The following is a 22,431-nucleotide window of genomic DNA, read 5'->3' as shown; positions in this document are numbered from 1 at the left end:
GTGAACATCCGCGACTTGAAAGCCGTTCGACGCGGCGCTGCAGGTACGTTGGCGCTCGCAGCAGTTGCGGCAGGGGGGCTGCTTGCGATCTGCGGCCCGGCGGGAGCCTCGGAGACTTTCAGCCTCGGCGGATACTACAAGAATTTCTCTACCGTCCTTGATTTCCCCGACCTCGTCCTGCCGCCTCCCTCGAACACCGACGTACCGCTGCTGGGCGCGGTCAGCAATCGACTGCGGCTTCAGGCACGCTGGAGACCTCTCGACCGGCTGACCCTCACCGCCGCGTACAACCTGGTGCCGCGCGTTCAGGACCGGCGACTTTTCGACACCGACCTGTTCGCGACCGGCATTGACCCCGGACGGTACCGCGTTACGGACCTTCGTGCCCGCTTGTATCCGAAGGACAAAGGCGACGTTGCGAGCTTTGCCGTCTACCAGGATCTTGACCGGCTGCTGCTGACCGTCACGATGCCGAGGTTCGACCTGACAGTCGGGCGGCAGCCCATCGCATGGGGTTCCGCTCACGCGGTCAACCCTACCGACGTGATAGCACCTTACACGTTCAACGAGCTTGACACCGAAGACCGCGTGGGTGTCGATGCCGTGCGCCTGCGCTATCCGCTCGGCTTCATGGGAGAGCTTGACATCGGTTACGTGGGCGGCGAGGACCTGGCGTTTGAGAAAAGCGCCTTCTTCCTGCGGGGTCGGTATTACGCCTTTCGCACCGACTTCGCCGCACTCCTTGTCGGGTTTCGCGAACACTTGTTGGTCGGTGTGGATGTCACTCGCGCCGTTGGCGGCGCCGGAGCCTGGGTAGAGGGCGCGTACGTTATCACGGACGCCCTGGCCGACTCCGGCCGTGACTCCGGTCACGATTACCTCCGTGCTTCGGTCGGACTCGACTACAGTCTCGGCCCGAATACGTATGCGTTTCTCGAATACCACCTGAGCACCGCAGGCGCGCTCGACGCCGGAGACTACTACGCCGTTTCTTCCACGCCTGCCTATACTGACGGGGCCGTGTACCTGCTCGGGAGACATTACGCCATCCCGGGGGTCAGCTACCAGATCACACCCCTGGTGACCGCCAGCGGTGAGGCGCTCGTGAATCTGACCGATTGGTCCGTCCTGATCGGCCCGGCCGCCGAGTATAACGTCGCCAAAGACGTTTACCTTGCGATCGGCGCCTTTGTGGGGTTCGGCAAGGAACCGGAGCACCTGCCCGGTGCCGGTTCGGGCGGCATTCCGATGGAGTTCAATTCCGAATTCGGCACTTATGCCGATCTGTACTACGTTTCGTTCAGGGTGTACTTTTAGCCGGCGAATCGGGGACCCGGCGTGCGGGCGCCCGATAACTACTTCTTTTCCTGGCTCTCCCCCGTCATCGGCACAAACCTGACCGCAGTGACGCTTTTCCTCGTCAGTTTGCCGTCCTTCTTCACAATGAGAATCAACTCCTGCCAGTTCGTGCCCACGGGGATGACCAGCCTGCCGCCCTCGGCCAGTTGATCGAGCAGCGGCTGCGGTATCTCCGGCGGCGCACAGGTGACAACGACGGCGTCGAACGGCGCGTTTTCGGGCCAGCCTCGGTATCCATCGCCGATGCGGACAGTTACGTTGGTATACCCGAGATCGTCCAGCCGAGTCCGCGCGCTCCGGCCGAGGCTCTCGACTATTTCGATAGTGAACACGTGCGCACAGAGTTCGGCGAGGATGGCCGCCTGGTACCCGCTGCCGGTACCTACTTCGAGGACCGTGTCGGTTTCCTTCAGGTCCAGGAGCTGCGTCATGAGCGCCACGATGTACGGTTGCGAGATCGTCTGCCCCTGGCCAATCGGCAGGGGGTGATCGGCGTAAGCCAGGGGCGCCAGGGACTTGTCGACAAACCGATGACGTTCGACCCGGTCAAAAGCTGCAAGCAGGCGCTCGTCGGTGATTCCTCGGGACGCGATCTGCCGGTCAATCATCGCCTTCCGGGCCTTCGCATAGGCCGAGTCGGCATCGGATGCGTTCGTGCATCCCTGCGGCACAACGGCCAGCACGGCCACAAGCGCCAGCCAGGCCGCGCCATGTCTGCATTTGGTCATCATATCACCAAAACAAGCGACGCGACGGCCGGTTTGTCAAGCGCCGGTCCCCTGACGGCCCCAATATGGAGCCGACGTGCCGGCCGCTAATACGGGTAGAAGATGAAAAAGAGAGCCGAGAGCGCGGCCAGAAGCCACATCCCGGCACGCACTTCGCGGATGCGCCCGGCGAATACCTTCATCAACGGGTAGACGAGAAACCCGCCCGTGATGCCGATACCGAGATTATACGTGAAACTCATCAGGACAATCACGCAGAAAGCCGGTACGGCCTCCGTCAAATCCTCGTAATTGAGGTGCGTAATCGGCGAGAGCATAAGCAGGCCGACCACAATCAGGGCCGGACCGTACGCACAGGCAGGGACAGCGGTCAGGAAGGGCGCGAAAAAGAGCGTCAACAGAAACAACACCGCCGTCACAACCGACGCAAACCCGGACCTACCGCCGGCCTGGATGCCGGTGGCCGACTCGATGAACGTCCCGGCGGTAGTTGTTCCCAGCAGCGCGCCCACTACCGTCGTCACGGAATCACAGATCATCGGCTTCTCGATCTCCGGCAGATTTCCCCGTTCGTCAAGCAGACCGGCTTTGTACGACAGGCCGATAAGAGTTCCGGTGGTGTCGACGAAGTCCATGACCAGAACGGTCAGAATCACCGAAAAGAACCCCCAGTTCAGCGCCCCGAGAATGTCGAGCTTCAGCAGAATCGGAGCCAGGCTGGGAGGCATGCTGACCCACTCTTCCGGCACTTCAGCGACATTCAGGACAAAAGCGAGGATAGTAACGCTGAGCATGCCTATAAGGATGGCGGCGCTCACCTTTCTTACCAGGAGCAGAGCCACCAGCAGGAAGCAGACCACGGCCAGAATCACGGCCGTATCATGGAGGTTCCCCACGTGCACCGGGGCGCTCTCGACACCAAGAGTAATGATCCCGGTCGAGTTCAGACCGATGAAAGTCAGGAACAGGCCGATGCCAACTGCAAACGCAATCTTGAGGGACGAGGGAATGGCATCGGCAAGCCAGCGCCGGACCCCGAAAACGCTGATGGCGGTGAATAACACGCCGCCGACGAAGATAGCGCCGAGCGCGGTCTGCCAACTGTACCCGAGCACCTGCACCACGGTATAGGCGATGAAAGCGTTTTCCCCCATGTACGGCGCGATCGCGAACGGACGCCGGGCAAAGAGACCCATCGCCAGCGTTCCGAAAAACGCGGTCAGGGCAGTCGCGACCATTGACGGCCCGACGGGGATTCCCGCAGCCTCGAGTATCTTGGGGTTGACAATGACGATGTACGACATCGTGACGAACGTTGTGATGCCGCCCAGAATCTCGTGCCTGTAGCCGGTTCCCAACTCGTCGAAACGGAAATACCCTCTTATCGACCTACCCATCCCTGAGGCCCTCCTGAACTGGCCGCACAGGTTCTAATTTAGAGAGTGCCCACAGTGTTGTCACATTTAAAAACGACCACCGCGTAAGCGTACCGGAAACGACTAACCATGCGAGCGCCGGCGTGAACCTAATCCGATGCCGCTTCATCAGCCTGCACCGTGCGCTGCACCGGCACTCGATACTGATCCGGCCGGGATTTCAGAACCCGGCGCAGCCACGTCTCCGGATACCCTTTCTCTTCAGGGTCTCCCTCTTCGTCCTTGACGTATCCGTCATTGTACGTGGTGAGCAAATGTTCACCCAGCGCACGCCACTGTTTGACGACCATCTCGGCATGCGACACGGAATAATCGGTCAGGTAGCGCCTGGCCAGGTCCCGATCCGTTTCCACGAGCTGAAGGGCCGTTTTCTCGACCGCCGGCTGCAGAGCCAGGAACGTGCCCTCAAGCTCATTCTGAACAGCCAGGACCTCAGGCGCCATGTACGAGTACTTGAGGTTGGCGATGTTGGCCACGAAGTTAAAGACCCACCAGGCTGACTCCCACGAAAACGACGTAAGGCTTCCGACGGTGAACGATTCCGGCACGGCATCGATGCAGCAGTAAAGCGGCACATAGCAGGTCATGTAGGTATCGTCAACGCCGTACCAGAAGACGCCGCCCACGGGATCCTCGAGCCACGAGCGGGACTGCGAAACGAACGAGTAGCCGGTCTGCTGCGTCGAGATGGGGCGTTCCCACCTGTACTCAACGCTGCCGACAGTCCAGGACAGGGGGCGCCAGCGATAGGGGCAGCCGTAGGGACCGGCATCGATTCCGGTCGTCATGTCAAACGGGGTGCCTTCGTAATGATCACGCATCAGACTGAATACGTCCGCCAGGGAGAGTTTCCGGTCCGGCTTGATCCACAGCGGGTACGGTTCCGCATCCGGCACGCCGCGATGGTAGTCGGGCGGGAGATTCATCGAAGGCGCGGCACGGCGGAAAAGGCTCCAGACGCGGGCTTCGCACGAACGCAGGTTTCGTGGTATCGCGGGGCAGTACGCGTCACAGAAACGAAACGGTTCGCCCGACGCGGGGTCATAGTAGCCGCGCTCGACGGCGAATGAGATGACGTTGTCGGAGTACAGACAGTTGTCCGGGTCGTCAAGGGGAAACTCGCCGATTCTCGCCTGGTTGGCGTGGGCCGAGATATAGCCGTCCGGAACCCGGACCGCCACCCACTCAGCCCCCGTGCCACCGGGACCCGGCCCGATCATCTCGAGTATCCAGGCTTCCCGGGGATCGGCCAGTGAAAACGATTCGCCGGTAGAACTGTAACCATACGCTGCAACCAGGTCAGTCATGACCGTGATCGCCTCCCGGGCCGTCCTGGCTCGCGCCAGGGCCAGGTTTATGAGGTGCCAGTAGTTCAACGTAGCGTCGCGATTGCGGAGCTCTTCGCGACCGTCGAACGTTGTTTCACCGATAGTCAACTGGTGTTCGTTCATCATACCGACCACGGCATAGGTATGCGGCACCTGCTCTATCCAGCCGAATTGGTTGCCATGCCAGTCAGTGATTTCAAGAGAATCGCCCGGTTCATAGTCGGCCGGCGGCATATACTCAAGGTGCGGGTGAAACTCACCGTCGCACGTGTAAGTGATCATCACCGATCCGTCCGCCGAGGCCCCGCCGGTTACCAGCAGGCTGGTGCAGGCCCGTCCGGGTGTAGCGCTCATCAAGGCTAGAGCGCACAAACTCAACACCACTGCAAGACGCTGTCTGTTCTTCATGCTCACCTCTCGCATTCTGTCTCGCGCAGATAGCGCGCTGATTCTTCCGGGGCTATCGTGTTTATGTAAATGCCGGAGCCGATCTCGAAGCCGGCCGGTATAGACAGCTTCGGGATAATGACCATGTACCAGTGCAAGTACCGGGTATCCTCGTCCCCGATCGGTGACGATCTGAGAATATAGTTGTAGTCCGGGTTGCTCAGGCCGACATAGAGCCGGTTGAGAACATCGCGCAGGATTTCGGCCAGTTCACGCACCTGATCGTCTCCGACGAGCATGAAGCTGGGCTGGTGCTCCTTCGGATAGATCCTGATCTCGAACGGCGAGCGGGCTGCGAAGGGACAGAAGGCGACAAAATTGTCCGACTCAAGGATAACACGCTCCTCCTGACGCAACTCCTCCCTGACCAGGTCGCAATAGACGCAGGTACCATGTTCGTCGTAGTGCCGAACGGCCTGCTCCATGGGAAAGCGAACGTGCGGCGGGACTATCGGCGTGGCGATAATCTGCGAGTGAGGATGTTCCAGAGAGGTACCGGCACGCCGACCATGGTTCCGAAAAACCGTCACCAGGTTGATCTTCTCATGCCTGCTGATTTCGCGCTGGCGTTGCCGGTAGGCGTACAGGAAATCGGCCACCTCCGGCGGGGACATCAGGGCCGGTGTTTGATCATGCCTGGGATGTTCAATGATGACTTCCGCAAACCCGAATCCCTTGGCGGCCAGGAAGGACCCCACCCGGGTCCGCGTGGGAGCCAGGTCCGGCTGAAGCGCCGCGTACTTGTTAGGAACCACTCGCACCCGCCAGTCCCCTTTTTCAGGGATGACCAGGACAGGTTCTTCCGTCCGGTCTTCGTTGCCGGCGCAGAACGGACAGTCCTCGCTGTACGGCCCGGGAGATTCTCGTTCAGCCTGCTCCTTTTTCAAATCCGACGGCCGCTTGCCGCGCTCGGGGGCCAGTATTACCCACTCCTTGGTGGCCTGGTTTTGACGAAATTCCGGCATGATCACTGCCCTCACAGCTAAACCGTGTTTGCCAGAAACAATAACTATAAGTCATTCCGACAGGCCGGTCAATCGCTGCGGAGTCATTTGCCGGGACCGGACGGCCCGGTCCCCGGGGAATTGCTGAATCCGTTGTCGTCCGGCAGGATAGCTCATCCTCGGGCGCCCGCTTGTGCTCAGGGATTTTATTTGAATAGCGATTTGGAATTGAATATATAAAAGGTATGGAAGAGCGGTTCATCGGCAGTTATAAGGTTCTCAGGCCCGTCGGTGCAGGGGGGATGGCCAAAGTATACCTGGCCGTTCACAAGGACGTTCCCAACCTCGTGGTCATCCTCAAGATACTCAGCGATCCCCGGCTAGTTGCGCGCTTCAAGCAGGAGGCGGACAAGCTGGCCCTTCTGGACGGTCACCCCAACGTGTGCCGCATCAAACATTTCTTCAGCCATGGCGAGGATACCGTAATCGCCATGGAGTATATCGACGGCGTCGCTCTTGACGACCTGCTCAGCCAGCACGGTCGGCTGCCGGTCGCCGAAGCGGTACGCATCATGGTCGAGGTTCTCGACACGCTCGAGTTCGCCCATCAGAAGGGTATTTATCACCGCGATATCAAACCCAGTAACATCATGGTCGACAAGAACGGCCGCGTGAAAGTCATCGATTTCGGCATTGCGAAGGGGAAGGCGGACCCCAACCTGACCATAGCCGGGACGGCCTGCGGCACGGCGGCCTACATGGCGCCGGAGCAATTCAGTTCGTCCGAGGACACCAACTACGCACTGGCCGACATTTACGCCGTCGGCACCACTCTGTTCTGTATGCTGTGCGGCGAGCTGCCTTTCAAGGGAGAAAACGAGTTCGCCATCCGCGACGCCAAGCTCTTTACTGACCCTCCGGAGCCGCGAAGCATCTGCCGGGACATCCCGCTGGGTCTGCAAAACGCAGTTCTCAAATCCATCAGCCGCGAACCGGAAGACCGATTCCAGAGCGCAGAAGAAATGAAAGCCGCGATCGCGACGACCGCCGTACCCAGGGCGGAGCCGGAACCAGGCCCAACCCAGAGCATTCCGGTAGCCGCGGTCAGAAAAAAGCGAAAAGTCCTTCCCATTGTGGCCGCCGCCGCGGCGTTGGCTATAGCGGCCGTTGCCATCTACGTGCTGATACCACGAGCAGGGGTGCCTGAGATACCGCAACTGTATTCACCGGCAGAACGTGCCGTGGTCGCCCATGCCGCACCGTTGACATTCACCTGGAGCGCCGTGGCCGGTGCCGGCGGGACATACTTCCTGGATCTCGCCACCGACTCATCGTTCACGGACGCTCTGCAGATCACGGACTGGCCCGACACCGTGCACAGCGGCGAGGCAAAACTGCCGTCCGGCGAGTACTTCTGGCGAGTGCGGGCGGTGAGCGAGGACGGGCGGGCCGGCGGATACTCTTCCGGCCGGTCGTTCACGATTGCATCTCCCCCGGCTCCGGCTACGGGAACGCTTCAGATCACGGTCAACCGCCGGAGCGACGTTTACGTCAACGACTCCCTGCGGGTACGGGATGCCACGCGGTGGGAGGCCACGACAGACACCGGGCTGTATGGTTTGCGTATCGAAAACACCAGCTCGACCGAGGGAGAAATCGTCGACACGGTCAGCGTTGCGGCAGGAGATACGGTCAGTCGCAGCTATGCCTTTACGTTTCCCGAGCCCAAGCCGCCGCCGGTAGCCAATGGAGAGCTGGCCGTGCTTTCTTTCCCGCCCGGCGCCGTGATATTCGTCGACGGCGTGAAGAAGGAGGACGTGCATACCCCCTATACCCTGACGCTCAGGCCGGGAGAACGCCGCATCAAGGCTATCCTTGATGATGAAGAAATGCCGTCGCTGGAATTGTCCGTGAACGTTGCGGCCGGTCAGTACGAAAAAATGATGTTTGATTTTGACGGGGATTCAGTCATTTTCCCCTACACGGATTAGCGTTACCAGGCTCTCTCATGAGCGCTGTTATTGGCTTACAGTCAACAAACCACACCCTTCCAGAGGAGCCCGTATGAAAAGGTGTTACAATCATGCATCGAGACTGGGCATGGTGCTGCTTGTGCTTATGCTCTCCGTGCTCGCTGACGGCTCAGTTCAGGCCCAGGAGGATGCGAACATTGCTCAGAAGCTGGCGGAGGCGCTGGATCACCGCATCTACGGGAGGTTCGACGAAGGCATCGCGATCGCGAGTCAGATGCTGGCACGCCAGGACCTGACTGCCCAGGACAGTATTGCCATCTACGAGGTGCTTAGTATCATTTACTACAGCAAGGGGCAGCAGTACGTCGGGCAATCTTACGACTACCTGAAGAAGATGTCCAGCATCGGCCCGTGCGTGATCAGGCTGCCGCACGACATCTGGCCGAAGGGGCTGCGCCGGCAATGGTATTCGCTCGTCAGCAACGCCGGCGCGCTGACCTGCCCTGACACCGGCACCACCGACATCAAGACAATCGCGGTCATGCCCTTTGACAACTTCTCAGTGGGCAAGTACCAGGAAGAGCTTGGCGCTCTCGGGGCCGGCCTGGCGAGCTTTTTCCAGTACGATTTCGCCAAGATCAGTTCCCTGTCAGTGGTGGAACGTGACAAGATTGAGTACGTCATCCAGGAGCAGGAGCTGGCCGAGTCCGGCCTGGTCGATCAGGCTTCAGCCATCAAGGCCGGCAAGCTTCTCAGCGCCCACCTGATGGTCTTCGGCAGCTTCACGCAGATTGACCACCGGCAGACCCGAGTGGTCGTCCGCGCCGTCAGCGTGGAGACGTCGGAAATCGTGGCCTCGGTCTCGACCGAGGGCAAGCCGGATTATTTCAAGCTGGAGAAGGCGCTTGTGGAAGATCTTTGCAAGGAGCTTGACATCACGCTGACCGGCGAAGACAAGAAGATTATCGACATGGGCGGCACTGAGTCGTTCGACGCCACGACGCTGTACGCCAAGGGCCTGGAGTTCGAGGACAAGTACGACTACCAGACGGCCTATGAGTATTTCAAGCAGGCGCACGACCTGGACCCGGATTTCGTCGAAGCCAGGCGGAAAATGGATATTTACCGTCCATTAGCCACCTGACCGGCCGCAGGGTTAACCGCAACCGAAGCGCAAAGAGGAACCATGCTGAAACGAACCATACTGCTCTCGGCTCTGCTGTTGTCGGGATGTTCCCAGAGTCTGCTCGTCCAGGGCAGGAGGCTGGTGGACGAGGGGGAATACGAGCGCGCCATCGAGGTGTTCTATCGGCAGATAGCCCAGGACCCGCGACAAGTCGACGCCTGGAAGGAACTGGGTATCGCCTTCTACAAGTCGGGGGATCTGATCCGGGCGGAGGATGCGCTCAAGAAGGCCGGCAAGGCCGATCCCGCAACGCACCTGTACCTGGGCCTGGTGCTGGAATCGCGGGGTGAAGACGACCTGGCCGTGCGTGCCTACACATCGGCGCTGAAACTGCGCCCGGGGGGAGAAACCGAATCTCTCGTGCGCGCGCACCTTGACGGTCTCATCCGGCGGACAATTGACCGCGACGTGGCCCGGGCCATCGAAAACGAATCGTCGCTTGACGTCGCGAGCATACCGCCCAACACAATCGCCGTGGCCGACTTTGACGGCTCGCTTCTGCCTCCCGAAACTGCGCCCATCGCGCGCGGTTTGGCGGAACTGACGGCCGCCGACCTGGCCAGCGTGCGCTCTCTGCGGCTCGTGGAGCGGCTCAAGGTGGACGCGCTCCTTCGGGAACTGGAACTGGCGGGCGGCGGCTACGTGGATGCAACCCAGGCGCCGCGTATGGGACGCCTGCTGGGCAGCAATCGAATCGTCACCGGCAGCGTCCTGGGCATTGGAGACGACCGTATCCGCCTGGACGGGGCCATCGTCAGCACCGTCGACAGCACCTCCGACGTAACGGAACCTTCCGAGGGAAAACTCGTCGACTTCTTCCGGGTGCAAAAGGAGCTCGTGTTCAATATCCTGGACGACCTGGGCGTGGAACTGACGGCGGCCGAGCGGGATGCCATAAGGGAGGTGCCGACCGAGTCGTTCCTTGCCTTCCTGTCCTATTGCCGCGGCCTGGAGTATCGGAACCGCGGCCTGCTCGAGGAGGCGCGGAACGAGTTTCAACAAGCCGTCAACCAGGACGAGAACTTCAGCGCCGCGCGCCAGGAAATGGAGTCCGCCGCCACCGGCATATCGGCCATGCAGCAGGGAGGAGTAACGGCTGCCGACGTGGAAGCGGCCGTCGTACGCGACGCGCGTAACGCAGAACTGATAATGGGCCAGCGGCTGACGAGGGTTGTCACGAACTCGGGTGCAATCACCATTCCCACTGGCGTTCAGCCGAGGCACACAACCACGCCCATTTCGACACCCGAAGCCGAACGCAACGCGAGCGTGGTGGTAAGGGGGGATCTCGATGCCGATTAAGAGACTTTGCCATACCATGCTGGTGCTTTCGGCCCTCGTGCTGCTTGCGTCGTCGGCGTCCGGTCAGATCATCCGCGGACAGCCGACCAGCGGCAGCTCGGGACCCATGTACACGTACTGGAAGCTCACCCCTGACACGGGCGAGGCCTTCACGATCAGCCAGTTCATGGTACCGCTGAGCGGATTGCTGCCGATCCGCGACAACACCGAGATGCGGTTTTACGTGGCCAGCGCCGTCAACAGTCTGGAGGACACCGACGGCAAGGCCGATGTTACCGGTCTGACGGATTTCCGTGTGCAGTTCAACCGGTCGCTGCTCGATGACCGGTTCCTGCTCAGCCTCGGTTTCAATCTGCCGACCGGCAAGCGCAAGCTCGACCTGACGAACGAGCGGAGGGTGATCGATGTCCTTTCGGAGAGCTTTCTCGACTTTCCGATGCGGCGATACGGAGAAGGGTTCGGTTTCAACCTGCTCGCGGGGGCGGCCCGGAACCTGGGACCCGTCAACGCGGGCGCGGGCATCATGTACGAGTACACCGGTGCGTATGAACCGTATGAGGGCGTCGACAGCTACGACCCGGGCGACCTGATAAACGCCAGCGTCGGGGCTGAGATGAAACATGGAAGGATGAGCTGGACGGGCGACGTCATCTTCACCGCTTACGTGGCGGACAAGCTGGACGGCGCCAAGGTGTTCAGGCAGGGCAGGCAGCTTGACTTTCAACTCGGCGGCCAGTATTCGATGGAACGGCACCGCGCTCGCGGGTCGCTTCGGTACGGCATACGCGGCCGCAACTCGCGGTATGACGCCTCGTCCGAGAAAGTCACCGAGCGACTCAAACTCTACGGCAACGAATTTCAGATCTCCGGGGACTTCGCCTACTTCCTCCCCCGGGCCTGGTATCTCACGCCCTCGGGGTCGCTCAAGCTGATAGAAAGCAACGAGGAGGGTTTCGGCAACTCTCATACACTAACGCTCGGCGCTGCACTCGGCCGAAGTCTCGGCGAGCGATTCAATCTGGAGTTGGGGGGTAAATACCTGACGGGCCGGGCCGACGGTGGGAAAATCGATCTGACCGGGTTCCAAATCGTCACCAGCCTCGTGGGCACGCTCTAAACACGGGAGGTACCAGGGATGATAAGAGAGTTTAGCGCAAAACGGCTGCTCGCCCGTGCCGCCGGTGTTACCGTGCTCCTGACCATGCTGTACGGCTGTTCGGACAGCTTCATCGGCCGCGAGCCGACCGAGGCGGTGCGCCTTGCGTTCACCGTCGACGACGCCTCGCCCGCCCTGGAAGCGGCCCTGGGTCTGTTCGAGGTCACCGTCACGGATCCACGAACGGGCGAGATACTGGCCAAGGCGCCCCTTACCCTGACCGGGAGGTTTCTCGAAGGCACCATCGACAGCCTGCCGGCCGGACGGCTTCTGAAATTCAGGGTGGCGGCGATCGACAACCGCATCGGACTTACCGTCTACGCCGGCACGGCGGAGGCCGTCCTGTCGTCCGGCAGCATTAACACCATCACCATACGCCTGCGGGCGCAGGTCCCGCTGCTGAAATTCACCCCCCGCTACGTTCTGCTGGAGGACTCCCCCAGTTTCGCCGTGGACGTAAAGGCGTTCGAGGTGGATTCACTGTACGGGATCTCGTTTCGGGTGACGTGGGACGGCAACCTGCTCTTCCTCGACAGCGCCGTCCAGGGCGATACGTCCGCCGACGACACGCTCCTTTTCTACGGAAACCTTATCGACACCACCGGATCGGTCTACGGCATTTCCGTCTCGCAGACAAACCAGAGCAAGACGCTGGTTGATTCCCGGGGCGACGCGACGCTGGCACGGCTGTACTTCAGGGTCGAGGCGGGACTCGACGTTTGGCCGAACATGCTTACGACGGTTGTCGGCATTGACACGACGGGATTCACGTTCATTGACCGCGGCACAGCCGGTGTTGCGTTTGACGTATTCTACACCGATGAATGCACCGTCGACCTGCTGCCTCCGGTGATGCTTCCGGCAGAACCGTAAGCGGGTCGAGCTGGAAAAGATCTGACAAGAAGAGGGCCGGCAGCATCTGAGCTTTGCCGGCCCTTTAACGAACCTTTAATTCCTGCCGGGGGCTGCGAGCGCCCGTCACTTAAGGAGCAGCATGCGCCTGGTCTCTGTCTTGTCCCGGGTCTCCAGCCGGTATAAGTACACGCCGCTCGCGACCTCGTGGCCGCTCCCGTCCGTGCCGTCCCAGACCACTTCGGTGAAACCGGCGGCCGTGTGGCCGTCAAGAAGGACCGCCACGCGCTGGCCGACCGTGTTATACACCGTCAGCGTGACCTGACCGTCGTCCGGAAGATAGAACTCAATCGACGTGGCCGGATTGAACGGATTGGGGTAATTCTGGTGCAGTTCCATGGTAGTGGGCAGGTTGGCCTGCGGCCGGTCGACCAGCGAGGCCAGCATCTGCTCCAGCGCATCTTTGCCTTCGCCCTCCGGGCAGTTGATAATGCTCTCGTACAGTTGCAGTGCGACCGACGCATCCAGGGACGCCAGACCGGACCGCGGCCCGGTTTCCCCGCCACGCTCGAGCTTGTCTGCAACCCGCCGCTGCCAGTTGGCGGCCACGGCGCACACGTCCTCGCCGTCCACGCGGCTGGAACCGTCGGCATCCGCGTATGCCGCAAGGTATGGATCCCAGACTGTGGATCGTACTTTCACGTGGACCGGGGTCAGCCCCCACCAGGTGCTCACCGAATCACGTCCGGGTCCGGTGAAACCAAAGTAGTAGCCGATCGGGAGCACGTCGCGCTCATCAACCACACCGTCGTCGTTAGCATCACCGGGATACACACCCACGCCGGTCGTAAACGACGCGACGTACGGTTCCGCCAGCGATATCCCCTGGACATCCCTCAGCCCGGCGCCGATGACAACGTCGAGCGTATCCAGGGCCGGGAAGAAACCACCGACGGGCTCGATCGTGAGAACTGAAGCGTTTTCATCGAGATAGTGTCGAACGTTCACCACGCCTCCGCTGGCGCTGACCACCGACACGTTCTCGCCGATAGTCGAAGTGTCCACGGGTTTGTTGAAACGTATAACGGCCAGCGAGTCGATCAGGACGTCGGATACGAACGGCGGCGGTACCACCAGCAGAGGTTCACCCACGGCCATCACCACGTGGACCGTCTCCTCACCGCCGTCGGACTCAACCGTCACGGTGCCTTCGTACAGGCCGGGTTCCAGGTCGCCTCGATCAACGGTCACTATGACGTCGTCGGTCTCGGAAGTCGTGCTGCCGCCCGGGGGGGCCACAGAGATCCATTCGCGGTCATCGGACACCGCCCAGTTGAGCGTTCCGCCGCCACTGTTGATGATCGTCAAGGTCGCCTCAGTAAGAACCGCTTCGAAGTCGAGTGTATCCGGAGCCACCACCAGCGTCGGACCGCTCAGGCAGGCTACGCCGTACCGGCCCACCTGGCCGCAGTCGCTGTTTTCCGCAGCACATGGGGAAATGTCGTAAAGCGTGTAATCGCCGTTTGGCTCGTCGCAAAACAGCGGATCGAGCCAGATGTTACCGTTCTCGTCCACCTGATCGGCAATATAGCCTGCCCAGTCGCCGCCCTTGTTCCCGTACAGATCACAGCAGGAGAGCACAAGAATAACGTCGCCCCCGACGTCATCGACCTGCACCGCGGCACCCGAAGTGCTGAAGGCGATAATGCACTGAGAAAGGCTGATAGTCGCCGTGGCCGCCCCTACGGAAGCGCTTTCCACGAAGATGCCGGCGTCATTGCCCACGAACGTGGATTGACTGATGGAAGCGCTGCACCCGGCCCCGAGAAAAACGGCACCGCCGCCGCTCATGGAATTGAAATCACAATTGGTGACAATCGGATCGGACTGCTCGCAGTATAACGCATAGCCGGTACCGTTCTCGAACGCGCAGTTGTCAATCACAGGGGAGTCACCGGCGCGGAGCCAGATTCCCCGCCCGACGCTGTTTTGAACAATACAGTTGCGAATCGTCGGTGAGCCGCCCAGACAGTCGATGGCGCCCCGGTCCGCGCCGGCATTGGCGTTGACAATCGTAAAACCGTCAATTACGGCACTGTACACATAGGGGCCGAGTACAAAGGCTCCGTAACTACCCTGACAGTCTATGACCGTCTCCCCCGGCCCGCCTGCGGAAACGACCTCTATCGTTTTCCCTACAAATCCATCGATATCGCGATTCCCCAGGCCCTTATATATCCCCGGCGCAACGAGCACGGTACCGGTCGACAAGAGCGGAAAAGCGCTGACCGCCGCCTGGATATTGGGAAACTCGGAGGGGACCTCGTAAGGGCCCTCAATAGTGAACGAAAACACGGGCGAATGTTCGCTGGATTCCCCCTGGAAGTTGAACGCCTTTACTCGCCAGTAATAGACACCGTTGGGAAGAGCAAAAGCCGGGATATAAACGGTGTCCAGAATGTCGGGTACCGTCACCGCGTTGGCGAACGATTCCCCGGTGCTGTACTCCAGAGTAAAGTAGTCAGCATCGCCCTGCCAGGCGAAAGTCGGCTTATTAGCCTCGATATGCGACTGGTCCGGCGGCCCGATAAGCACGGGCGGAGCCGGCGGAAACGGGTCTACACCGATTACCCAGTCAATGTATATGTCTCCGCCTTCACCCCAGGAGCCAAAACAGATAACGATCTTCTCCACGTCGGCAAACTTCCCGGGCGACGGCTCATCCAGCGTTATGACCGTCCAATCGTTACGGCTGAGCGAGGTCCAATCCCCGGCATCGAGATAATAGTGATACAATGTGTCTTGAGACCTGCAGCCCAGGCCGGCATAAATCGTGTTGCCGGATGCGTTGTAGACGCGGGCGGCCAGCTTGCCGATACCCGTCCACCCGGTGACGTCCATCATGCCAATCCAGTTATGCCAGAACTCGTAGTCGCACTCACCCCGCTGGAAGCCCTCAAACGGTGCGTGATACTTGAGTGCACCGGGTTCCTCGAACGCGTCCCAGGACAGCGTGAAGGGAGTCTCACTGAGATCCCACCGCGTTAGGTTCTTGCAGGAATCAGCGTCAGGCTCGGGATAGTGAATCCTTACCTGGGAGGATGAGTTGAGTATACTCCAGCCCTCAGTGTCTTTGCCGAAGAAGAACCCGACCGTATCGGCAATAGAAGAGGCCGATTCTGACCGCCCGTTCAGGGGAGCCGGGTCTCTATCGACCGGCTGAAAGGCAGGCGGTCCTCCGCCTGAAGTCTGACCCCGGGCAGCGGTCGTAAGCACGATAACGGCAAGGCCTGCAAGGAATAAGCGGTGGCAGGCTCCGGGCACGGCCCGAAGACCTGAAGCCGACGCTGGAAGAGTCATAGAACACCACCTCTGACAAGGTTTGGAGGTGAATCCCGTCATGCAACGCATCGGGAGCGTTACTGCCGAGAATATCTGGTTAAATATAACCGGTTTTTGGCGACCGTCAACCTAGTAAGTATTCGATCGCGGACGGTTCTATCCTGTTTGGGATTGTAGGCAGCAAAAAACCAGCCGCCACGGCTGGTAATTCGGGAACGAGAGCATCGGCCTGCTGTTTTTCGGCCAGGCAGATCCCTTCTACTCGCTCTCCAGGATGATCGTCTCGGCAATAGTGGCCATATAGACTTGATCCGTCGGGATTTCCGCCTGCCCGCCTTTTATGAACAGCCCGGCAATGAACAGGTAGGACAGCAGCTTTTTCCCCTTGCCTGCCCGGGTCTCAGAACCGGCGAGCTTGATCAGGGCATCGTCGGGAGCCTTGAACAGCCCCTTGGTTTGCAACTCCACGAAACTTACGGATATCTTCCCCGGCTTGCCGCCGCGGCCGGCTTGGACGACTTCCATGATCGTAGCCGTTCCGACTGCCCCTTCTTCAACGACAACCCTGCCGCTGACCGTTATGGCCTCGGCCAGGTGTACCTGCAACGGAACGCCCGCCACCGAACGGCCGGAATTGATCGTCACCAGGGGGTCAAACTTGACTTTAACCTCGGTGCCTGCCGGAAGCTGTACCCTTGCCGCCGTGGCCGTGCCGCACGGGAAAAGACAGACCAGCCCCAGAAGAGCACATCCTGTAATGACTTGTATCCACTCCCTGTCACCGTGCATGGTCAACTCCTGCTCTCTGTAGTCACTTTAACGCCGGCAACTGCTCGCTCAGGCTGGGCTTGAAACGAACGTTGATTTTCCTGCCGGTATTGTCGAAAGAAAGGTCACCTTCCATCTCAAACAAGCAATATTTTTTCGACAGCGTAATCTTCTCGCTTGCGTCCTTGCCCAATTGGCAGTTGTGCCCGAGGGTGTCAAGCGCAATATGGATATCCCGGCCCGGTTCCCAGATGATTTTTGTCTCGTCACCCTGAAAGATCTGGTTGAGTTCGGACCAGGTCGGGTCCGCCCCGTTGTCCGTAACTTCGATGTGCAGGTGATCCTGTCCGGGCAGGGTTTCGACCTTGCACGTATAGGCTCGACGTTTGAACCAGCTCTCGGCCGCCCGCAGGTAGGTGCGGATAGTGTTTCGGTTGTTGACGTCCGACGGGGCAAGTTGCGAGAGCACGTCCTGCAATTCATTGACGGCCTTTTCAAGGCGATCTCGCGGGTCAGTGTACCCATTTACGCGGTCGATCAAGTCACTCATCTCAAAGGCCTTCGTTTCCGCGATGACCTCCTTGACTTTATCAAGCTCATACTGCATCAACACCGCGCCGAACTGTTTCTCGGCGGGGCTGATCTGCTTAGCGTAAAGGCTCTGATCCTGCTGCACCTGCCGTTTGATCGTATTCCAGTACGTGGTGTCATCGCGTTGAATAATGGCCTGATGAAACAGATCGCGGTACTGCAGCACGCGGCCGCTGCGCGCGAAGAGAATGGACGTCTCTTCTCCCTTGTGAAAAGCCTCCAACTGAGCCATCAACTGGTCGTACGCCTGCGTCGGCATCAGCGAATCATTGCTCGGATTGACCTTGGGCCAGAGCAGGGTATCAGAGACAATGGTCGTGAAACCCACAATGAGACCGTCCAGGCGTTTGATCCCCTCGCCGAGGTCGAACTCACGGTACATGTCAATCTTGCGCTGGGCCGGCGCCGTGAACCCGGGGAACATCCATCTGACCGCCAGCGAGTTCTGATACCGTCGATAAGCGGTCCCGATGACGGTGCGCTCCTGCGCAGACATGTTAAACGGGTTGCCCTCGTAGAGATCAAGTATCCGCTCCTCGACCTGATAGGTGCGCGGCAGCAGGAACTTGAAGTGGTACAGGTAAGGCAGCGAGCAGACGGCAATCCAGATCACCGCGGCGTACGTAACCACGCGTGCCACGGCCCCCAGGCGGGAAACTCTCCGATTGCGCTTGATTGCATGCAGGAGCCAGTACATCGGTTCCTTCACGCCAATCGGGGTCATCTTCTTGGGCGGCTGGTAGATCGACCGCCCAATCTCGGTGCCGATCTTCTCCGGCGGCTGTCCCGTGGAGGAAATGAAGAATATCTGGAAGTTGAGAGTCCGGCCGATGACGGCTTTCAGGAACTCCTGAAGCTTGACAAGAACGTCGCGCACGGTGCCCGCCCAGACCTGATTGCGGGTCAATTTGTCGCTGGCCAGCACCCTTTCCAGGAACGTTTCGAAATCCTGCGAGAGGAAATTCTCATCCTCCGGATTGATGAGAACAGTTTCGTTGTCTCCGGTAAAGCCGGGCAGAATGTCGGCTTTCGTGACCACCAGACCGACCGGGACAGGCAGACGCCGATGCAGCGGAGCCAGTTGCTCCAGCATGTGGGAAAACGAGGCGGCACATTCCTGCGTCTGCCACTCGGCGCCGAGCATCTTGGGGTCGTAAAACACGAGGATCCCGTCGCAGCCGGCCATGAACTCCTCGACCTTGTCCTTCAGATCGCTCTGTTCGGAGATCGAGACCGCCTTGCCGTCGTAGTCCAGCGCCACGACCGGCATTTTGCTGGAGCGGTCCAGAATGGCGTTGAACAACAGGGTCTTGTGGCCCGTGGTCGCCTCCGGGAACTTTTTTTCTCCCCGAAGATCAACGACGGTGCCGACTTCGCTGCTGATGCCCAGGCCCCAGATGGAACGATAGTTGGCCAGCAGCTCTCCGGCCGTGGTCGTATCCGACACGGCGATCTGAAGTTTCTTGGAAATCTTGCAGTCTTCGTTCAGGACCGTGAGGTAAACCGTTTTCCCCGTGTTGGTGTGGCCGTAAATGCCGATCCGGATTCCCGACGGCCACTTCGACTCCACGTGACACTTTTTCTTCGCGCGGGACGCCGCCTTGGAACCCTTCTGGAATATCTTGAATATGTTCTTCGGCTTCACTATGGGCGTCCTTCCGCCACCTGCACGAATGCAAAATCCGTTTTGTTCACTTCGAGCCCGATTGCACGCTCTCGACCCGCTCCTTGAAATCCTCGAGCTGCCCGTCCCCGTAGTTGCCCCACCACGTCGGAACAAGGATGGCCAGCAGGATCATGACCACGATGATGACACCATAGAACAGGAAGGCGGGATTCCGCTGACCGAGGACGAGCCGGAAGTAGCGCCAACTGGAAAACGCCCCCTTGATCTTAACCCACGACCGGGCCAAGAAATTCCGGACCGTCAGCCAGTAACTCCTGGTTACCAGGTATTCCCAATCCCTGAGGTATGACTCGAACAACCGGTGCCGCTGCTTGAGCTTTTCAAAGGCGTCGACCTGACGCAGGTGAAACTCGAGACTGGATCTGTCGCCAATGAGATCGGTGCCGAGCTCAAGGCGTCGGCGCGCCAATTCCAGGAGCTTCAGCGGATCGGGCATCGCCGCAAATGCCTCGGGCGCCAGGGCCACCTGAAGCGGTTTGCCGAACTTCTGAATGAAACGCGCGATCTCGGCCAGAAAGAAGGAATTCAGGCGGAAGTTACCGTTGAGGCTGCCCTGGCGAAACAGCAGCGGCATCAGGCTGGCTTCGAAGTACGGAACATCCTGCCTGACCGATCGCAAACTGCGGCAGTACGAGTATACCTGATTGGACTGACCGTCGATATCGGCTTCCGACTCAAAGAAGCTGACGAGCACCTGTATGGTCAACTGGCGGAGATCCGAACTGTTAAGCGGCGACTGCCTGACCTTTCCCAGGAAACACTGGTCGACCATGACGGCCTTGTCACGCTGCTGGCGCAACGCCTGGAAAACGGCATAAACCCCCTGATACGTCTGGATAAAGGCTTCAGTCTGGGATTCAGAGTAACTCTTCTCGTAGCTCTCGATGTAGCGGAAGAGGTCGTCGATGTATGACCTGATATCACTCATGGCACACTATATTTTTACCTCTCACACACCGTACACGATAAGGTCCGCATCGCCCAAGCCGGAGAGCTTCTCGGCATCGGCGGTTCCACGGAAAATCAGCGTAAGCTGATTGACCGACGACAGCGCAAGCATATCCTTGGGGTACAGTGCCACCTTGTTGGCAAACGTCATGGTATCGATATCGACCGGGTCGGTCTCGCCCAGCCCGCGGGCCTGGTTCAGACCAAGACGCACCTGCATGCTGGACCATTCAGCGGCGCTGAACAGGTCCTTCGTTATGAGAACCACCGTGTTCGTAAAAGCCCCGGCCTGGGCAAGATCGATAACCAGGTAACTGAGCTCTCCGACCTGCTCCAGCCGGCTGCTGGAATACTCCGCCAACCGGTAGGTTTTGCCCAGATACGTGAGCATATCGGTTCTGACGGCCTGGGGACCGAGCTGACCGCTCTTGACCTGGGCCAGAAAGTCAAGCACGCCGCGCAACGTTTCAAGAAGTTTGTCGATGGCGTCAATATGCCCGCCCAGGTCCTGATGGTTATACTGGGAAAGCAGGAAGCTGTCCAAGGACGACATGAACCCGCGAATGTCCGTCTTCTTGACCTTGATGAAAAACTGCTCATTGAGGTAATCTTTCAACCCGGATCGCAGATTGAGCGAGGTCGAGAACAGGCGAAACAACCGCCTGAAAGCAATCACGAGTTGAATCGGATGGGCGGCGTTGCGGTCGACCACGAAGGTGTCAAGGGTGGCGGACAGGTGGTATGCCAGTTGTTCCACGGTTTCCTTGAAGGCCAGCTGGAGACCACCTTTCTCCCCGGCCAGAGTACCGTCCTCGCTGGTGACGGCCGTATATGCCTGCGACGACAGAAAGAGCAGTTTCTCAAGGCGATCCCGGAACTCGTTGGCCTTGGAAAGCAGCCGCTCATCGGCAAACAGATTCAGACAGGCGGGGTAAAAGTTGGGTGTCGGTGCCACCTCGTTGCCGCCGACAGCCAGCCTCGCCACCTCGAGGAAGCCGCCGGCGGGAAGGTTCGGCGGCGTGCCGAGGTGCAGAGAGTATTTACAGCTAAGGTACGGCATGCGCGGCACGTCTTCGTTCGGGTCCGGGTCTCCCACCTCATGCTTGGTAGTCGCGTCGACGGCAATGAAGACCTTCACAGGCGTATCATGAACCTCGCACTGCGCCCTCACGACGGGCTTAGTGGATTCGTTGATTTCCACGCACGACCCGTCGGGCGTCAGGGCCTGGCATCGAGCGACCTCCACGGTGAGCCGGTTGCCGCTGAGCGACAGGTTCAAACTCAGGGCCGGCTTTCCCGAGAAGGCCTTACGAATGAGTCCGTAGCTGTCACCCACGTTGACGGCGTACCACCGCGCCAGGTTCTCGAAATAGCGTTCCTGATCCTTCAGATGCTGCTGCGTGATCAGCATCCCGTCCTGCCAGTTTACCGAGTATAAGTTAAAGTCGCTCATTATCTTGCCCTCAGAGCCAACGGCCGGAATCTATGACTCAGTTGTTTCAATGTCAAGCCTAATACATTCGTCGCCGCCGCGACGTGCGTTCGTTTCAGGCATACGTGGAATACCCCAGGTAGCATTTGCCTCGTTTCTTTCCGATCCGGGCGGCCTTCGACTTGGCTTCGATTCGAAACCGGGGTTCCAAGTTGCTTGGCATACAAACACTTAAGACCCACTCCAGCTTCTTGCGACGCGCTCCCCCGGGCAGATAATCCGGAACGTCTTTCGGCTCGATGCCGTGAATGACCACTTCGTAGCTGCTGTCGCACTCGCTGAACGAACGGCCAAGCACGAATTGCTCGCCCAGACAACCGGTGGCGGCGCCGAGCCGGGACTGGCACGATTCGGGAATATCGTAGCGGGCCCTGGTGTTCTCGATGATCCCGACGGGATGCATGATGAGCCGCTCGAGGACGGCGGCAACCGCCTGCGGATTCCCGGCCCAGAGGTGGAACGTGGGCATGACCGACGCCCAGAACAGCAACTCCTGAAGGTTCTCGCAGCCGGTCTCCGCGGAAGAGCCGAACAATTGCAGAAAGCGGACCAGCTGCGGCCTGTCGACCACGCCGAAATTGAACTTGCGCTTCTGGTACTGGGTGGCCGCTTCGTACCTTATCACGGAGGAGTCGAACGGAGTCAGAAGTTCGCGCGCCCTGGTCTCCCAATCGTCACCGGCGACGTGCTCGCCCCTGATACCGTAGAAGAACTGGAACGGCACATAATCAGTGCCGCTGGAACTTCCGACTTCCAGCGCGATCCGGGTCTCGGGCGTAATCTCAGTGCCCGGCGCGGGAGTCTGGCAGTGGACCTCACCCTTGTAGTTCTCGAAATGGCCGACCGCGAGGAGACTGACCCGGGACAGATCAATTCCTATTTTCATCAGGGT

General features: G+C 59.8%; 16 protein-coding genes. 6 read left to right on the top strand and 10 right to left on the bottom strand.

From position 1 onward, the window contains the following. Positions 1 to 1,317: a hypothetical protein gene (locus VMY05_10215; protein ID HUV31448.1), complete on the top strand. Its 1,317-nt coding sequence runs from the start codon at positions 1 to 3 to the stop codon at positions 1,315 to 1,317. 38 nt (positions 1,318 to 1,355) lie between these two features. Here the strand turns inward: VMY05_10215 and VMY05_10210 are convergent, their stop codons facing one another. The 4 genes from VMY05_10210 to galT all read right to left on the bottom strand — a co-directional run bounded on the left by VMY05_10210 (position 1,356) and on the right by galT (position 6,263). Then, a complete protein-coding gene (locus VMY05_10210) occupies positions 1,356 to 2,087 on the bottom strand; it encodes a protein-L-isoaspartate(D-aspartate) O-methyltransferase (protein ID HUV31447.1) in 732 nt (243 codons plus the stop codon). 86 nt (positions 2,088 to 2,173) lie between these two features. Beyond that, on the bottom strand, positions 2,174 to 3,484 hold the full coding sequence (locus tag VMY05_10205) for an NCS2 family permease (protein ID HUV31446.1): 1,311 nt from the start codon (positions 3,482 to 3,484) through the stop codon (positions 2,174 to 2,176). Between the two features lie 128 nt (positions 3,485 to 3,612). Beyond that, positions 3,613 to 5,259, bottom strand: coding sequence for a C69 family dipeptidase (locus VMY05_10200; GenBank protein HUV31445.1), 1,647 nt, complete (start codon positions 5,257 to 5,259; stop codon positions 3,613 to 3,615). Between the two features lie 2 nt (positions 5,260 to 5,261). Continuing rightward, positions 5,262 to 6,263 (bottom strand): galactose-1-phosphate uridylyltransferase, encoded by a 1,002-nt coding sequence (galT, locus tag VMY05_10195; protein ID HUV31444.1) that lies wholly within the window; start codon positions 6,261 to 6,263, stop codon positions 5,262 to 5,264. A gap of 224 nt (positions 6,264 to 6,487) precedes the next feature. Between galT and VMY05_10190 the strand changes: the two genes are divergently transcribed. The 5 genes from VMY05_10190 to VMY05_10170 all read left to right on the top strand — a co-directional run bounded on the left by VMY05_10190 (position 6,488) and on the right by VMY05_10170 (position 12,732). After that, positions 6,488 to 8,233, top strand: coding sequence for a serine/threonine-protein kinase (locus VMY05_10190; protein ID HUV31443.1), 1,746 nt, complete (start codon positions 6,488 to 6,490; stop codon positions 8,231 to 8,233). Positions 8,234 to 8,306: 73 nt separating this feature from the next. Continuing rightward, complete coding sequence (locus tag VMY05_10185) at positions 8,307 to 9,359, top strand: CsgG/HfaB family protein (GenBank protein ID HUV31442.1); 1,053 nt, start codon at positions 8,307 to 8,309, stop codon at positions 9,357 to 9,359. Between the two features lie 42 nt (positions 9,360 to 9,401). Beyond that, on the top strand, positions 9,402 to 10,703 hold the full coding sequence (locus tag VMY05_10180) for a tetratricopeptide repeat protein (GenBank protein ID HUV31441.1): 1,302 nt from the start codon (positions 9,402 to 9,404) through the stop codon (positions 10,701 to 10,703). Beyond that, positions 10,693 to 11,820, top strand: a complete 1,128-nt coding sequence (locus tag VMY05_10175; GenBank protein ID HUV31440.1) for a hypothetical protein — start codon at positions 10,693 to 10,695, stop codon at positions 11,818 to 11,820. Before VMY05_10180 ends, VMY05_10175 begins: the two co-directional genes overlap by 11 nt. Positions 11,821 to 11,838: 18 nt before the next feature. Beyond that, entirely contained in the window at positions 11,839 to 12,732 is an 894-nt protein-coding gene (locus VMY05_10170) for a hypothetical protein (protein ID HUV31439.1), read from the top strand. A gap of 105 nt (positions 12,733 to 12,837) precedes the next feature. Here the strand turns inward: VMY05_10170 and VMY05_10165 are convergent, their stop codons facing one another. The 6 genes from VMY05_10165 to VMY05_10140 all read right to left on the bottom strand — a co-directional run bounded on the left by VMY05_10165 (position 12,838) and on the right by VMY05_10140 (position 22,425). Then, the gene (locus VMY05_10165; GenBank protein ID HUV31438.1) at positions 12,838 to 16,071 is read right to left on the bottom strand and encodes a right-handed parallel beta-helix repeat-containing protein; all 3,234 of its coding nucleotides are present in this window, start codon (positions 16,069 to 16,071) and stop codon (positions 12,838 to 12,840) included. Between the two features lie 240 nt (positions 16,072 to 16,311). Further along, entirely contained in the window at positions 16,312 to 16,842 is a 531-nt protein-coding gene (locus VMY05_10160) for a hypothetical protein (protein ID HUV31437.1), read from the bottom strand. A gap of 22 nt (positions 16,843 to 16,864) precedes the next feature. Beyond that, on the bottom strand, positions 16,865 to 19,057 hold the full coding sequence (locus tag VMY05_10155) for a hypothetical protein (GenBank protein HUV31436.1): 2,193 nt from the start codon (positions 19,055 to 19,057) through the stop codon (positions 16,865 to 16,867). A gap of 46 nt (positions 19,058 to 19,103) precedes the next feature. Next, a complete protein-coding gene (locus VMY05_10150) occupies positions 19,104 to 20,027 on the bottom strand; it encodes a hypothetical protein (protein ID HUV31435.1) in 924 nt (307 codons plus the stop codon). A gap of 21 nt (positions 20,028 to 20,048) precedes the next feature. Further along, entirely contained in the window at positions 20,049 to 21,500 is a 1,452-nt protein-coding gene (locus VMY05_10145) for a hypothetical protein (GenBank protein HUV31434.1), read from the bottom strand. A 94-nt stretch (positions 21,501 to 21,594) separates the two neighbouring features. After that, positions 21,595 to 22,425 carry a type VI secretion system baseplate subunit TssG gene (locus VMY05_10140; GenBank protein HUV31433.1) on the bottom strand — a complete coding sequence of 277 codons (831 nt, stop codon included), beginning with the start codon at positions 22,423 to 22,425 and terminating at the stop codon, positions 21,595 to 21,597. Positions 22,426 to 22,431 lie beyond the last annotated feature (6 nt).

The sequence above is a fragment of the Acidobacteriota bacterium genome (assembly GCA_035529075.1).
Lineage (GTDB): Bacteria > Zixibacteria > MSB-5A5 > GN15 > FEB-12 > DATKXK01.
This window is presented reverse-complemented; position numbering and strand designations above follow the sequence as displayed.